Raw genomic sequence first — 14,792 nt, forward strand, 5'->3', positions numbered from 1 at the left:
CGAAGTCACTCCCCCGGCTTGCAAATGGCCGCCAGGAATTCGTCAACGGTCAGGACTTCGTGGCCAAAAGTCGGGTAAGAAATTTCGAGAGCGGCCTTGTGAGCTTCTTCGGTGAATTCCGCAACTGCGTCCTTCAGGAAGGTCAGGTGATAGCCCGCCTCGGTTGCGTGTCGGCCCGTTCCCTCAACACAGGTCTGCGATGTCAATCCAGCCAAGATCACCTTTTCGATGCCACGCTCCTTGAGCTGCGCGTCCATGTCGGTACCCATAAAGGCGTCGAATGTCTTGTGACGACCCGTCACAATGTCGCCAGGTTGGGGGCGAAACGGCTCATAGAAGTCAGCGCCGAACTCTCCTTCCCAGAACATCTTATGTTCCATCGCTCTTTGCATTCGCACTGGAACATATTTGAAATTATCGAAACTGTGTTCATGCAATCCATGTGGCGCATAGACAATCTGCACGCCTGCAGCCCGCGCGCCAGCGATCAAACGGGTCAGATTTTCGATCAAATTGACTTTCTCTATCTGATCCTTGATTCCAGGATTGATCTTGCCTTCCGGTGACAGAAAGTCGTTGAGGACGTCGACCAGAATCAATGCTGAGACGTTCGTAGGGTAGGTTGGGTTTGTCATATGGATCTCGGGATTGGTGTTACAAAACCATGGAAGGTCTCGCGAATTAACAACGCAACGAAAACCTGCGAGCTTGTTAAGCTTTTACCTTGCTGCATGCCATTCGTAAGCAGTCGAAAAGCACGAGGCTGTAATTTATACTTCAAATATTGAAGCCATAAACCATTGATGTCAAGAAACGTTTGACACCTTAAAGAAAAGAACCGCTCGGGTCGTACGGAAACGGGCGATTGAAGTCCGCCAGGCAGTTCGGATTGGCTTCTGAAGCGTTCGCTTATTTTTTTGGAGTAAGTCCAAAAACTATCTTGCGAGCCCCGTCGAACCCCACGCTCCCGGCACGCGCAATAGGTTGCCTCGACCCGTTTCTGCCAATGCTACGCGCAAGCATGCGCAAGACTCAGAGTGAATCGGTGAAATGACAATTACCTGGGCGTGAACGATGACCAATCGGGCTGGCACGGTGGCACCCCGAAGCGGTTGGTATTCTCCCGCCTCGCCCAAATGGATAGCTGGGGTAACAACCATTAATACCATTTAACTCGACGTTCCTTCCCGCGCACACCAACATTGCGACAAGCGGACGAATGCAAGCGATGCGCCGCCCACACGACGTAATTGTCATAATCGCATTCGGTCCGCAAGCGGGCCAACTTGGAGAGTAGCAATGGATCGCCTGAAAGCACTCGAGGTCTTTAAAGCCATCGTCGAACATAAGGGGTTTTCACGGGGGGCCGACGCGTTGAACGTCTCCCGATCGATTGCTACCCGAGTAGTTCAGGATTTGGAGTCGGAACTGGGAGCACGTCTTATAGTGCGTACCACTAGAAAATTGTCTTTAACGCCATTTGGACAGTGTTTCTTCGAGCGCGCGACGGCCGTCATCGGTTCATATGAAGAGCTGGCTTTCATGGGAAAGCAAAACGCCACGGACGCATGTGGCTGCGTTCGGATCGATGCACCTGCGCTGTTTGGCCTGCAGCGTCTTGGCGGTATGCTTGCGATGTTTATGAACGAGAATCCCAACATCGATGTGGACCTTCATGCGAACGACAGCGACATCGATGCCTTGAGCGATCTTGCCGACATCGCTATCTCGGTTGACCGTGTCATCCCCGATATGTTGATCGCACGCTCGCTGAAACCGCTACAAACCGGACTGTATGCAAGCCAAGCGTATCTGGATCGCGTAGGCAGGCCTCGCCATCCGAGCGAGCTAATACCCGAGGACTGCATGGCGCTTTCGAGTCGAGCGACCTGCGGAGCGCTTGAACTTTTCGAAGCGTCCGGCTCCGGTCGGTTCTCGATTCCGAGGAACGGATCACTGAGGGCCAATAATGCGGACGCGCTAATTGGCGCGGCCATCCACGGTGCCGGCATAGCGCTTGTGCCTTCCTTCCTGGCGCAACAGGGAAACTTGCTGCCAGTGCTTTCCGGATGGGCGTCGAAATCGCTTGAAGTCAACCTTGTTTATCGGCCACGGCGACTTGAACCCATGCGGGTGCGCAGGCTCATCGATCATCTCATTGACGAACTTGCACCCACCTCAACAAACAATCAAGTCACCAGTGACAAAGGAGGACCTGCAGTTTTCATGAAGCTTCCGAACCGCGCGATGGAATCTGGAAGACTGATGGCTGCATAATGGAAGATATTGCTTGCATCAATAGAACGCGTTCGAGCAGCGTCTCATCTCGGAGTCTTGTCTGACTGGGGAATACCGCATTCCCTGGTCGTTGTAATCGGACATCCGAGTCCTCAAGCTGGCCAAGTGCCAAACTGCCAACGCAGATCCCTCTCGCGTGTAGTCGCGTATCTTTTCACGGCGGCCTTGAACTAAGGGCTAAGACCCTGCCTAACGGCCATTTCTTCCCGATCACGTCACCCCCGTCCTCCAAAAAATCGAGCCACACGCCGTTTGAGGTTATCGTCGACAAGCGTCCGAAAAGGCACGTCGCCCGAACTCGAACGCGCCACGCTCCGGCCCTGAGCTATAATATATATGGATAGCACCTATTTTTTCGTGCCTTCATATTAAAGAGCTACTCAGCGTCTCGGTCCAAAGATAGCGGTCGTTTCAAGGCTATAGTGACAGAGCGGCGGTGCTAAGTAGACGGCGCGAATTATTTGGAAGGAAATTGCGATGAGCTGGGATTCGACGTCAGAGAGTGTTTGCGATATTGCCCGTGGCTTGTCGGTCTTTGGGGATCGATGGACACTGTTGATCATGCGAGAAATCAGCATGGGTGTTCGGCGGTTCGAGGACATCCAGGCGCAGACCGGCATGTCTTCGAACCTTCTCTCCATGCGGCTGAAGCGGCTAGAGGAAGACGAGGTCATCGAGCGTCGACAATACAGTGAGCATGCGAGGCGTTTCGAATATTACGCCACCCAGAAAGGCAAAGAACTAGACGGCGTCTTGCTCGCAATTCGGGCTTGGGCTTTGCGCTGGGGTGGACCACACGAAGGAAATGAGCCGGCCGTCGCATTGGTCTATAGAAAAACGGGAGAGACCATGGATGCATTGTGGCAAGTCCCGCGAAGCAAAAAGCCGTTTTCTTTCGCTGACACCGAAAGTAGGGTCAGCAAGGCCTTTACTAAGGAGCGGGAAGCGAGGGTTGCCGCTTTCAAGGCGAACAGGGGAAAACCCATTGATACGCCTGCAAAAAAAACTGCGGTGACTACCAAAACTAAAGCTAAAGCGGTGGCTGTCAAAACTAAAGCTTCGCCAAAAGCAAAGACGGGGGGTCCACTACACCGCAAGTCAAAACCGCCAAACCGGTTGCAAAAAAAGTTCAGCTGACGGTCGCTCGGGTGCCTGGGGAAAAGAAGGTAGCGCTAATCAGGAAGGTGTCGAGAACGGCATAGTCGTGTAGGTCAGCGGACCCGGCCGACGGCTTCACGAATCGCATGACGCAAATTCATCGATCTGGATGGACCCCATCCCATCCACCGCCAAGCGCCCGCAGCAGCGACACAGTAGCGACCGCCTGCGCCTGATGAGTCCGGATTAGTTGGCGCTTAATGGCGAGGGCGCTGCGGTCGGAATCCACGACCTCGAAATAGCTTACGTAGCCATGTTCGTATCGGCTGCGCGAAAGTGCTGCGGCTTGAGAAGACGCGACCGACGCGGCACCATAGTCATCCGCCTGAAGACGTTGCGCGGCGATATCGTTGAGAGCATCCTGCACTTGGCGGAACGCTTGAAGTGTCGTTGAACGGTAGTCCGCCTCTGCAATAAGGTATCCGGCTTTTGCTGAATCCACCGCGGCTTGACGTCGTCCACCATCGAACACTGTTTCAACCACACTAACTCCCAACCCCCACATCGAGTTATTGCGGTCAAGAAAGCTTCGCAAGCTGTCGCTTGCGAATCCGCCGCTTGCAGTCAGGGTCAGCGACGGCAGGAATGCCGTTTTCGCCACACCGATCTGTAACGACGCTACGTCCAGGCGGCGCTGAGCTGAATAGACATCCGGGCGATTTTCCAGGATATCAGACGGCAATCCCACCGGCACCGCGGGGACGACCACCTCATCCAGCCTGTTCGCGATTGACAGATCGGTAACTGACCTTCCCGTCAGCACAGCGATAGCATCGACTAGATTTTCGCGGAGCCGGTCACTTTCTTCCAGTTCCGCAGAGGCGGTCTTCAATTCTGTCGTAGCGCGAAGGGCGTCGAGATCGCCTGCCGAGCCCGCCCTCACTCGCCTGTTGATCAAGTCGAGCGCAGTCTGGCGAAGCTCGATTGAATGCAGCAACTCGGTGCGATCGAAATCAACAAATCTGAGTGTCAGATAATCACTCGCAACCTCAGACGAAATACGTAGGGTCACTGCATCAGAGTCGGCTTGTGAGGCAAGAAGACTCTCGCGACCCGAGGCTACCTCACCCCTCAAACGCCCCCACAGATCGACTTCATAGCTTGCATCCACCGGCAAGGCCCAGTTGTGAAGCGTTCGCTGCGGGAGTGCTTCATCAACAGTGCCAGAGACACGGCCTCGATTGAAGCCCGGACTCGTACGCACGGTGGGAAGGATGTAAGACTTGTCGACGTCCAACAGCGCCCTGGACTGGGCAATGCGGGCGTTGGCAGACTTGATTTCCAGGTTCTCCCGCAGGGCGGAATCTACCAGAGCAGTCAGTTGCGGATCAGCAAAAAGAATGACCCAATTCGCCGGGCCCGAGGCAGCGCCAGGTTGCGCAACATTTCCAGCAATCACCGCTGCTTCGCTGTGTCGAAAAGGCTGACCGCTCAGGGCCAGATCTGGCAGCGGCTGAGTACTCAAAGTACACCCTGATGCTACGCAGACTGCACCCAGCAGCCAAAGGTATGGCCGCGTCATGGGCTCTTGCCTTGGGCACTTAGCCTGGCGGTCACAGACATGCCAAGCGCTATGTGCCGGCTTGCAAGATCTGGATCGTCGATCAGTATCTTTACTGGAACGCGTTGGACCACCTTGGTGAAGTTACCAGTCGCGTTATCCGGTGGCAACAGCGCAAACTGCGCTCCAGTGGCAGGCGCGAAGCTTTGTACGTGCCCCGTCAGCACCAAATCCGGCATTGCGTCGAAGCGAAGGCTCACCCTATCGCCCACATGCACGTGCTTCAATTGCGTCTCGCGAAAATTGGCGACCACCCACGCGTCCTTCTCAACCACGACGAGCAAGGCCTGACCCGGTACGATTCGCTGTCCGGTCTCAACAGTCTTCTTGCCGACGAAACCGTCAACAGGTGAGACAACATCCGTATAGTTCAATTGAAGGGAAGCATCGCGCAGGTTCGCCCTGCCTTGAGTCTCAGTGGCGACAGACGAAGCCAGTGTGGCTTCGGATATGACTAGTTGCGCCTGAGCCTGAAGCACGCGTGCGGCAGCGGATTTCCTTGTTGCATCGGCTGCGTCATATTCTTGTTGTGACAGACCACGAGGTGTCTCCTGCGTAAGTTCCTGCGCGCGCCCAAAGTTGAGATCATCACGTTTCGCGTCTGCGTCGGCCGCCACAATAGCCGCCCTCGCCTGTGCTATCAGTGCTCGCGATTTCGCTTGATCAGCCTGCGCTTGCTCGACCCTCGATCTTTCCAGAGCAACGCGAACGTCGAAGTCACGCGTATCAAGTTGTACGAGCTTGTCTCCGGCATGGACGAACTGATTGTCCTGTACCAGCACATGTTCAACCGTCCCATTCACTCTCGCAGCGATAGTGTGGACGTGCCCAGTGACGTAGGCGTCGTCGGTCCCTCGATCTCCCGACCCGTAGGCATAGGCAAGAACCCCGCCGAGTCCGACCGCGAACGCAACCAAACCCAGGATCGCTATCACCCTTCGCCGGTTCGACGCCGATACTGCGCTGTCAGTCACGTCCACGATATTTTTACTCCTCGGCTTGCGAATTCTTAAACATGGCGTATGCTACGCTTTCATATTTGAAGTAACAAGTGTACAGGGCAGACTCTGCATCGGCAATGGAACGAGACACTAAGCGGGTCGATCCTCATATCGTTGCTGGAATAGCGCGGGAAAGCCTGCGTCCGTACGCGGCAATTGCGGCTGTACTGCTTGGCACTATTATTTCGACGTTCACGTCGCGCCTGACGTCGTTAGGCTTAGCAGACCTCCGCGGTGCGCTTGGAATAAGTTTTGACCAGGGAGCCTGGATCAATACGGCGTTCAATGCCGGCCAGATGTTTATCGGCCCCATTGCAGTTTGGGCCGCGTTTGTGACCGGGGTTCGCAGACTGCTCATCTACGGGGCGGTGATATTTTTTTTATCGCAAGTGGCGCTGCCCTTTTCCCCCAACTTTGCGACTCTGATCTTCATTCAGGTGGTATCCGGGCTCTCATCAGGCGTGTTCGTACCAGTTGCGATTGGGGTTATCGCAAGAACGCTGCCTCCACGATGGCTTCCTTTTGGTATCGCAGCCTACGCAATGAACATCGAGATGTCGTTGAACGTTTCCGCGACACTGGAAGGCTGGTACAGCGAGCATCTTACCTGGCACTGGTTCTATTGGCAGAATGCTGCACTGACACTGCCTTTTATTGCGTTCGTGGCGCTGTCCATTCCGAAGGAGCCCTATCCTCCGTCGACGTTGCGAGGAGATCACGCCGGCATGCTGCTGGGCGCCGGCGGGTTTGTTTGCCTGCTTGTCGGGCTGGATCAGGGTGAGCGGCTATTTTGGTTTCAGTCAGGGTTTGTGACCGCAATGCTGTACGCCGGGGCGCTACTTCTCGCGACGTTCGTTGTACGAGAACTCCTGGCGAAATCGCCGGGAATCGCGCTTGGCTATTTGCTAAAGCGCAACATAGCCCTGCTCTTGATGCTCACTTTGCTGACTCGCTTTGCGCTGCTCAATACGAGTTTCATTCCACCTATTTTCCTCGGAATTGTCCACAATCTGAGACCCCTTCAGATTGGCGAAACCCTCCGCTGGGTTGCCTTCCCTCAGATCTTTGCCGCTCCTTTTGTTGCGTTCCTCCTGCTCCACATTGACGCTCGTCGCGTCATACTCGCTGGGTTTTCCATAGTCACAATCGCGTTCTTGCTTGGAGCCAACATCACGCCCGATTGGGTGGAAGGGAACTTCATTCCTTCACAGTTGCTTCAGGGGATCGGACAAACCATGGTGGTCACCTCCTCGGTCTATTTTCTGATCAAGCACCTCTCGCCGGAATACGCGCTGACATTCGGTGCACTGCTACAGACGACCCGGCTGTTCGGAGGTCAACTGGGCACTACATCCATCGCGATCGCGCAACGGGTTCGCGAGCAGATGTATTCGAACGACCTCGGCATGCATCTAAACAATTTCGATGCTCAATCGCTTGAGAGAATACTCGTCCAGGCAGGAATCTTCTCGGCCGCCCCTATCAGCGTGCTATCTGCGCCGCTTCCTGTGTATGCATTTATCGATCGCGCGATTCGAATCCAGGCGACAACCCTCGCCCTCGCGGACAATTATCGAATCGCTGCCGTCGCTGGCGTCGTTGGTGTGTTAATAGCGTTGGTTTTACGCAAGCCACCCGATAAGGTCTAACGGAATCCCACAGTCAACCAGTGAGATGTCGCCTTTCCGCCTACGCCGCTTTTTTACCCGATCAGCGGAGGCAATTCGGTTATAGCGAACTATTGCTATCTTCCACCGTCCGAAGCGACAAGAGGATACATTGGCCAGTGAAAATATCCCGCCCCAGCACGCTGCTATCAATAACGTTTTTTCAAACGAGCCAGAGCTGCAACGGCCGCTTCCCTTGGGCGATGACGCTCTTTCACAGATACTAAAATTCATCCGCCTGCGTGGCGATGTGGTTTTTGACGGTGAACTCGGAGTGTCTGCGGAAGTAAGATTTGCGGCGGGCCCGGCTAGCTTCCTGCATATGCATTCAGGCGAGGTCGTGATCTCGCACTCGCATGGCCAGCAGGTCTTGTTGCAGGCGGGTGACCTGGTGTTACTTCCCCATGGAAACGGCCATACGCTTGGAGCGAAACCGGGCGAAGCGACGGCCGAACGCTTCGAGGCGGAGGTGTCCTTCTTGCCCGCTTTGCACACACGAACACAGAAATGGGGTACGCGCGGTGATGTGGCGGCCCGTTTCCTTGCGGGAGCATTTTATTTCGAAGGCGGTCCGTTGCAATCGCTCTTATCTGGTCTCCCGGGGCTCATTCACCTACAGTGCGACGAGGCGGGCGTCCCACCTTGGTTAGCGGCTATCTCCCATTTTCTTACCGAAGAATCGCGCGATGCCAGCCCGGGGTCCTTGCTCATGATCTCGCGCCTAATCGATCTCCTTGTCATTCGCACATTGCGAACTTGGGTCAACCATCATGGTGATCGTATCGGATGGCTGTCCGGGTTGAGCGACGAACGCATTGGCCGTGCTTTAAACGCGATACACCTGCAACCTTCACGGGCATGGACAGTCGAGTCGCTCGCGGGAATCGCAGCTATGTCCCGATCCATTTTTTCAGATCGATTCACGGCTGCCGTGGGACTACCGCCATTGCGCTATCTCACGCGCTGGCGGTTAACGGTCGCGGCCGACCTGCTGCGCACCGGCAAGCTCAAAGTCACCGAGGTTGCACACAACGCTGGGTACGGTTCTGAAGCGGCGTTCAGCCGCGCGTATAAGACTCAGTTCGGTTATCCGCCAAGCGATACACACCGTATTGCACAGTCTGATGTGTTCCAGACAAGGTCATCTGCTGCCTGACGAGACCTTGAGTCTCCGCTTAAAAAATTCAACCATGTCGTCTATGGCCGGGCGATGAGAAACTAAGCTGTTGTGTGTTACATCCCCATAGCGCGTAGCCTCGGTCGGAACTCCTGCGGCAATAAGCTCGTAGGAGTACTTTTCGGCTTCGACGTGGAGAATGTCATTGCCAGCCGTTGCGATCCAAGCTGGCGGCAGGCCCGACAATCTGCGCGACTCAATCGGTGCGGCGTAAGGGTGCAGACGCTGAGAGAATTTCTTCAGGTACGCGGCATAGTTGCTCGCCCGTACTCGCGCGTCAAGATCGACTTCCACAAGGACGGAATCAATGACGACCCAGGTCATACTTGGATCCAGGAGCGGCGCAAGCAAAGCCTGAGCGGAAAGATGGAATTCTTTTCGGTCTCGCACGACTGCCGCAAGGCAGGTAGCAAGGTTACCGCCTGCATCATGCCCGGCGACACCTATGCGTTTCGGATCAGCGCCTTTTTCACGCGCGTGCGCCATTGCCCACTTCAGAGCACAATAGCCATCCTCGAGCGCCGCCGGAAACGGGAAAGCTGGCGCAAGCGAATACGCTACCGAAATGACCCAAGCCCGCGTGTCATGAGCAATGGACCTTGCGGCCAGATTTACGTCTTCAATTGAACCGCCAACAAATCCGCCGCCATGAAATAAGACGATGATGGGCAAAATTTCTTCGGTAGAGTGCCTGTAGGTTCGTGCCGATATGGTCTGCGCATACCCTTCAAATGACACATCTTCAACGTTGATGCTTACTTCACCACTTGGCATTATTTTTGGTCAGGCGCAACCGCGCCCAATCCCGTTAGTTAAGTTGGCTGCCATTTTGGCCCAGTTCATGATCGAAACAAACTGACGATGCCAAAGAAATCGATGTCGTTGTCGACGAAAAAACGGCCATTGCGGGCGTACGGCGTACGCGCGTTCGATCGTCCTGTCTGTGATGCTATAGATGGCCCGATGCTTCCTCAAGCACCATAGAAACGAGCAGAGCCATGCTCGCATAACGCCCTGCCGGTCCGTGAGCAACCGCTTGGAAACATAACCTCATCGAACACATTCTGTTAAGCGCTCACGGGCTACAACGGGTTTCTGATGCATCAGCGAAAGCACATTGCTCGGCACGACCGATAACTCCCCTTCCTCAATGGCGAGTGTAGCTGGCAAGTAGCCATTGAATATCGAGGCTGCCCATTCGACGAATACGCGTACCTTTGGCGCAAGGTGGCGGTTGTGCGGATACACCACCGAGACCACCATAGGTGGCGTACCAAACTGCGGTAGGATCCTCAGCATGTCTGCGGATTCCAATGCCGACTGGACAATAAATTGTGCGGACTGTATCAACCCAACGCCCTTACGTCCACACGTCACGTAGGCTTCGGCGTCACTCACTGCGATAGTGCCGGGAACTTTCACCTCAACCGCCTTTCCGTCAACAATGAAATTCATGTGACGGACTCTCCCGGTCCCGCTAGAAAAATAATGCACCGCGACGTGCTGCATCAGATCGTCCAGGTTTTCGGGTTCGCCATACTGCTCAACATAGCTTGCGCTCGCCGCCGTGACAGTCGGTAACGAGGCCAGACGTCGAGCGACAAGACTCGAATCCTCCAGCACCCCGACCCGGATCGCGCAATCCACGCCTTCTTGAATAAGGTCAACGTTTCTATCACCGAAACTGACCATCAAATCAATATTAGGGAAGTTTTTTCGAAAGTCCTCGATCCGCGGCATGATGACCAATCGACCGATAGATCCCGGCATATCTACGCGCAGCCGCCCACACGGCCCTCTTCGACTATTTGTCAACGATCCTTCCGTTTCATCGACCTCAGCAAGAATGCGCACGCAACGTTCGTAATACTCCGCCCCTTCTGGCGTAAGGCTCAAACGCCGCGTGGTGCGCTGCAAAAGCCGCACATGCAGGTGCGCTTCCAGTTTCTGAATGATCATCGTCGCAGACGCGTGAGGAAGATCCATCGAATCTGCAGCCTTGGAAAAGCTGTTGGTCTCGACGACTCTCGTGAACATCTTCATTGCTTGAAACCGGTCCATACGTTTCCTTTTGCGCTCTGCTTCGCACGGAGTGCCAGGCTGAAAATGCAGTCAATCCGCTCAGCGAGACGATGACCACGACTGTCAATCTACACCACCAAATGCTTTGCTGCTTCTTTTTTTGAAGTGACATTATCAAGTGTAATGCTGTCATTTTCAAGCTTACGAAGCAGAGCCGCACATCGAGCACGAGCAGTCGCAGCGAAAAGGCAAGGGAGCAAACGCGAGACGCACCCGATGCGTGCGCGTATGGAGATCGAAAACAAAGTCCCTATGACCAATATGCGAGTCACTATCGCGTCAGTTCCATGACTGTTTAGCGAATAGCGGACCTAGTGTTCAGAATTTTCTTGCGCTTCGCGGATCGCGGAAGCCGGAATGCCGGCCAACAGAACAACAGCGCCCAATACTGCCGCGGCACCGACGCCCGCCAACCCTATGTACAGACTGCCCGTACTCGCCTGCACGGCGCCTACTAACGTGGGGGCAAAGAAACCGCTCACAGCAGCAAGACTGCTGATCAACGCGATCCCACCCGCTTTTGCGGCTCCTGAGAGGTAGGCCGGAGGAATTGTCCAGAAAACGACGATTGCCCCATAAAGACCCGCTGCTGCGGCGGACAGCAATACAACCGTCGCGACGACGCTGCCTTCCGCAAAGGGCAGGATGATCAGGCAGGCGCCGCAAACCGTCGTCCCGATCGCTGCGTGCCAGCGGCGTTCCAAATGCTTGTCCGAACTGCGACTGATAAAGAACATGCCAAAGGCGGATGCCGCGTATGGAATGGCCGTCAGGAAACCGACTGTCCCGACATCGTGAACCCCCAGCCCCTTAATCAAGGAAGGGGCCCACAGCGCAATGGAAACGGAAGCCGCGAACATGCTAGACGACACAAATCCGGCAACATAAACCTTTCTGTCAACAAGAGCACTAAGAAACGACGCTTCGCGACGCAGAATAAGGGCGCTATCGGAGGCTATGTCCCAAGCCACTATTTCCTTTTCCCGCGCGCTCAACCACGCAACGCGATCGGGCGAATCGGCCAGGAAGAACCACGCCGAAATACCTAATAGAACGGCGGGAAGCCCCTCGAGGATGAAGAGCATCTGCCACCCGCTCCACCCGTGGAACCCGTGCAATTTGGCCAGGATCAATCCGGAAAGTGGATTGCCAAAAATACCGGCTACCGTAAGTGCAGTCATGAATAGCGACGTCATCCGGCCCCTCCTGCTGGTCGGAAACCAATACGTCATGTAGAGGATAACGCCAGGGAAGAAACCGGCTTCTGCGACGCCCAATAGAAAACGAGCGACGTATAGTTCGCCCGGAGTGCGTACAAAAGCCATCGATACGGACACGGCGCCCCATAAGAACATGATGCGTGAGATCGTGGCGCGGGTTCCAATCCGCTGCATCAACAAGTTGCTTGGAATTTCGAAGATCACATAGCCGACGAAAAAAAGTCCTGCTCCCAGACCGTATATGGCGTTTGTGAAATGCAGGTCGCTGACGAATTGAAGCTTCGCGAAGCCGATGTTTGCACGATCGAGATAGTTGACGAAGTAGCAGATGAACAGGAACGGCATAAGTCGCCACTTGATCTTGCGGTAAACAAGGTCCCGTTCCTTAATCGTATGCTCCAACGCTGGCGCAACGCCACTTGCTGAAACGGTGTGCATCAAGTCTCCTCACGGATTTATTGGCTCGCGAAATCGACGAGGTCGGCGCCCGATTACGTTGCTCATCGTGGATGCCGTGTCCAGGGTGTGCTCCCCCGTTGAATCCCAGCATCGAACTAGCAGGTACTCGTTTCCTAGCCCCGCCTAGAGCAAACGGGCATCTCGCAGCGCTTGTCGTACCTGCTCCAACTCCTTTTCCTCCAGTCCGATCCACGGCAAGCGCACGACGTCATTTGGCAACCTGTCCAGCATGTGAAGGGCAGCTTTCATTCGAGTATGCATATCAAGTACTGGTGCACCGTAGAAGCAACGAGCAAGCGGATAGATACGGTCGTTTAGCTCGCGCGCGGTCGTCAGGTCGTCCTTCTGGACGGCTTGCCACAAGGCGACGTGCAAATCCGCAATGACACTTCCCGAGCCTGACAAAATCCCGTTACACCCCAGTACGAGCGAGCTTAGCAACCAAGCACTGTGCGTGGTCAGAACATTCACAGGCCGCGGCAGATTTTGCAGCACCCGGATATTACGCTCGTGCATGACCGGATCATTGCTCCGGTCCTTGATCGCCCGCACCGAAGGAACTTCCTCCGTAAGTCGCAGCAAAGTCTCAAGGGAGTGCCCTTGCCCCGAGCTCATTTCGAACTGAAATACCACGAGCGGCAAATCAGTGACGTCTGCGATCGCCTTGTAGTGATCGATTGTCATTTGCGGCCGCAACTCGGATCCGCGGGTGAACACGGCCGGGGGAAATACAAGCAGACACGACGCCCCGCCGGCATCGGCCTGGCGTGAAATCTTCGCAGCGTCTGCGGCACCGTGTGCGTATACGCCGTGCATGAGGGGCACATCATCACCCACTGCGTCGACCATGATGTCCAAGCTTCGCTTCTGTTCCTCCAGAGTTAATGCCGGCACTTCTTGTGAAACACCGTTGATACAGATCGAACTGATGCCAGGTGTCTTGGCGATATCGTGCATATGACGGCGCAAGGCGGCCTCATCGATGCTCAGATCCTGACGAAACGGCATCAGTGCTGCCGGGATAACACCCGCCGGAACGTAATTACTAAACCTACGCGACATATCAGGTCTCCTGAAGTTGGTGAAAGTAGTGTCAGTGTAGGTACTTGGACAGCATGGTTCCATGATAACGTCCACCAAATGAACACCACTTCCGACATTGAGTACACCCCGAAGGGGTCATCTAAATCCCTTCAGCGATCTGTCGCGATTCTCCGATCCTTGACTACGCCCAAAGCCAACGGGTTCGCGCTTACAGAGATTTCTCGCCTCACAGGGATACCTCATCCGACTGTACATCGGCTGCTACAACAACTTTGCAGCGAAGGGCTAGTCGTTCTAAAGAAAGGCGAACGCCGCTATATTCTGGGACCCCTCGCCTTCGAACTTGGACTTGCCGCAGCAGATCATTGCGACATCCGAGAACGATGCGTTCATTCCATGAACAACATCTTGAAAGAGACGCAAGACACCTGCTACCTCGTGCTGCGCAGCGGTCCCGACGCAGTTTGCATAGACCGGCGCGAAGGCACGTTTCCAATCAGAGTGCTGACATTGGACATCGGCAGCAGGCGGCCACTGGGTGTGGGCGCAGCAGGCCTCGCCATATTGAGTAGGTTGCCTGTCGACGAAGCGGACAGGCTCATCGCACATTGCGGTGACCAGTTGCAGCCCTACAATCGGTTGACCCAAGAGAGCCTGAGAATCCAGGTTGAGGAAACGCGAGTTCGCGGCTACGCCGTCAGTGGAAATTGGGTGACGTTGGGCGTCACGGGCGTCGGCGTCGCGATCGACGATGCAAATGGAAGGCCATTTGGCGCCTTAAGCGTATCTGCGGTCAATCACAGAATGCCGTCGGAACGCTGGCCGAAACTTGCGGCGCTATTGCGTCAAGCGGCTTCACGCATACAAGAGTTGACCATCAGCCCTTAAAGGGTTGTGTTGCAGATCGCACCATCATACCTTTATAAGATATCGAGTTTCGTCTCCGTACCTTATGGCATTGGAGAGATACGCAGGGTCGATCGCATTCTTAAATTTTTGGTCCGTCAGTAAAATCTATGGGCGAGTTCTGGCTCAGGAAGTTTGCCAAGTACGTGATATAGCGAGAGTTCCGTCATTTTGAAGGTGCGATATCCATAGGCTTTTCTCATAGTGACTTTGGCTTTG

Annotated in this window: 12 protein-coding genes; 5 read left to right on the plus strand and 7 right to left on the minus strand. The window is 54.9% G+C overall.

Translation table 11 applies throughout. The annotated features are described in order from the left end of the window. Nucleotides 1-5 precede the first annotated feature (5 nt). Complete coding sequence (locus tag ACMX25_RS24600; RefSeq protein ID WP_414952657.1) at nt 6-635, minus strand: cysteine hydrolase family protein; 630 nt, start codon at nt 633-635, stop codon at nt 6-8. A 664-nt stretch (nt 636-1,299) separates the two neighbouring features. Here ACMX25_RS24600 and ACMX25_RS24605 point away from each other — a divergent pair. Both ACMX25_RS24605 and ACMX25_RS24610 read left to right on the plus strand, forming a co-directional pair. Continuing rightward, complete coding sequence (locus ACMX25_RS24605) at nt 1,300-2,277, plus strand: LysR family transcriptional regulator (RefSeq protein WP_414952658.1); 978 nt, start codon at nt 1,300-1,302, stop codon at nt 2,275-2,277. A 498-nt stretch (nt 2,278-2,775) separates the two neighbouring features. After that, nucleotides 2,776-3,435 carry a winged helix-turn-helix transcriptional regulator gene (locus tag ACMX25_RS24610; RefSeq protein ID WP_414952659.1) on the plus strand — a complete coding sequence of 220 codons (660 nt, stop codon included), beginning with the start codon at nt 2,776-2,778 and terminating at the stop codon, nt 3,433-3,435. A gap of 118 nt (nt 3,436-3,553) precedes the next feature. Here ACMX25_RS24610 and ACMX25_RS24615 read toward each other — a convergent pair whose 3' ends face one another. Then, complete coding sequence (locus ACMX25_RS24615; protein ID WP_414952660.1) at nt 3,554-4,978, minus strand: efflux transporter outer membrane subunit; 1,425 nt, start codon at nt 4,976-4,978, stop codon at nt 3,554-3,556. Further along, on the minus strand, nt 4,975-5,997 hold the full coding sequence (locus ACMX25_RS24620; protein ID WP_414952661.1) for an HlyD family secretion protein: 1,023 nt from the start codon (nt 5,995-5,997) through the stop codon (nt 4,975-4,977). The genes ACMX25_RS24615 and ACMX25_RS24620 overlap by 4 nt, the downstream gene beginning before the upstream one ends. 98 nt (nt 5,998-6,095) lie before the next feature. Here ACMX25_RS24620 and ACMX25_RS24625 point away from each other — a divergent pair, with 98 nt between their 5' ends. After that, nucleotides 6,096-7,667 carry an MFS transporter gene (locus tag ACMX25_RS24625; RefSeq protein WP_414952662.1) on the plus strand — a complete coding sequence of 524 codons (1,572 nt, stop codon included), beginning with the start codon at nt 6,096-6,098 and terminating at the stop codon, nt 7,665-7,667. Between the two features lie 130 nt (nt 7,668-7,797). Beyond that, nucleotides 7,798-8,841: an AraC family transcriptional regulator gene (locus tag ACMX25_RS24630; protein ID WP_414952663.1), complete on the plus strand. Its 1,044-nt coding sequence runs from the start codon at nt 7,798-7,800 to the stop codon at nt 8,839-8,841. On the opposite strand, the gene ACMX25_RS24635 is transcribed toward ACMX25_RS24630, so the two are convergent. The 4 genes from ACMX25_RS24635 to ACMX25_RS24650 all read right to left on the minus strand — a co-directional run bounded on the left by ACMX25_RS24635 (nt 8,827) and on the right by ACMX25_RS24650 (nt 13,685). Then, a complete protein-coding gene (locus tag ACMX25_RS24635) occupies nt 8,827-9,636 on the minus strand; it encodes an alpha/beta hydrolase (RefSeq protein ID WP_414952664.1) in 810 nt (269 codons plus the stop codon). The genes ACMX25_RS24630 and ACMX25_RS24635 overlap by 15 nt on opposite strands. A 276-nt stretch (nt 9,637-9,912) precedes the next feature. After that, the gene (locus tag ACMX25_RS24640) at nt 9,913-10,923 is read right to left on the minus strand and encodes a LysR family transcriptional regulator (protein WP_414952665.1); all 1,011 of its coding nucleotides are present in this window, start codon (nt 10,921-10,923) and stop codon (nt 9,913-9,915) included. 332 nt (nt 10,924-11,255) lie between these two features. Continuing rightward, nucleotides 11,256-12,602: an MFS transporter gene (locus ACMX25_RS24645; RefSeq protein ID WP_414952666.1), complete on the minus strand. Its 1,347-nt coding sequence runs from the start codon at nt 12,600-12,602 to the stop codon at nt 11,256-11,258. Between the two features lie 144 nt (nt 12,603-12,746). After that, nucleotides 12,747-13,685, minus strand: coding sequence for a dihydrodipicolinate synthase family protein (locus tag ACMX25_RS24650; RefSeq protein WP_414952667.1), 939 nt, complete (start codon nt 13,683-13,685; stop codon nt 12,747-12,749). Nucleotides 13,686-13,763: 78 nt separating this feature from the next. On the opposite strand from ACMX25_RS24650, the gene ACMX25_RS40385 reads away from it, so the two are divergent. Beyond that, nucleotides 13,764-14,555, plus strand: a complete 792-nt coding sequence (locus ACMX25_RS40385) for an IclR family transcriptional regulator (RefSeq protein WP_462686298.1) — start codon at nt 13,764-13,766, stop codon at nt 14,553-14,555. Nucleotides 14,556-14,792 lie beyond the last annotated feature (237 nt).

The organism is Caballeronia eucalypticola, assembly GCF_047608185.1.
Taxonomy (GTDB): Bacteria; Pseudomonadota; Gammaproteobacteria; order Burkholderiales; family Burkholderiaceae; genus Caballeronia.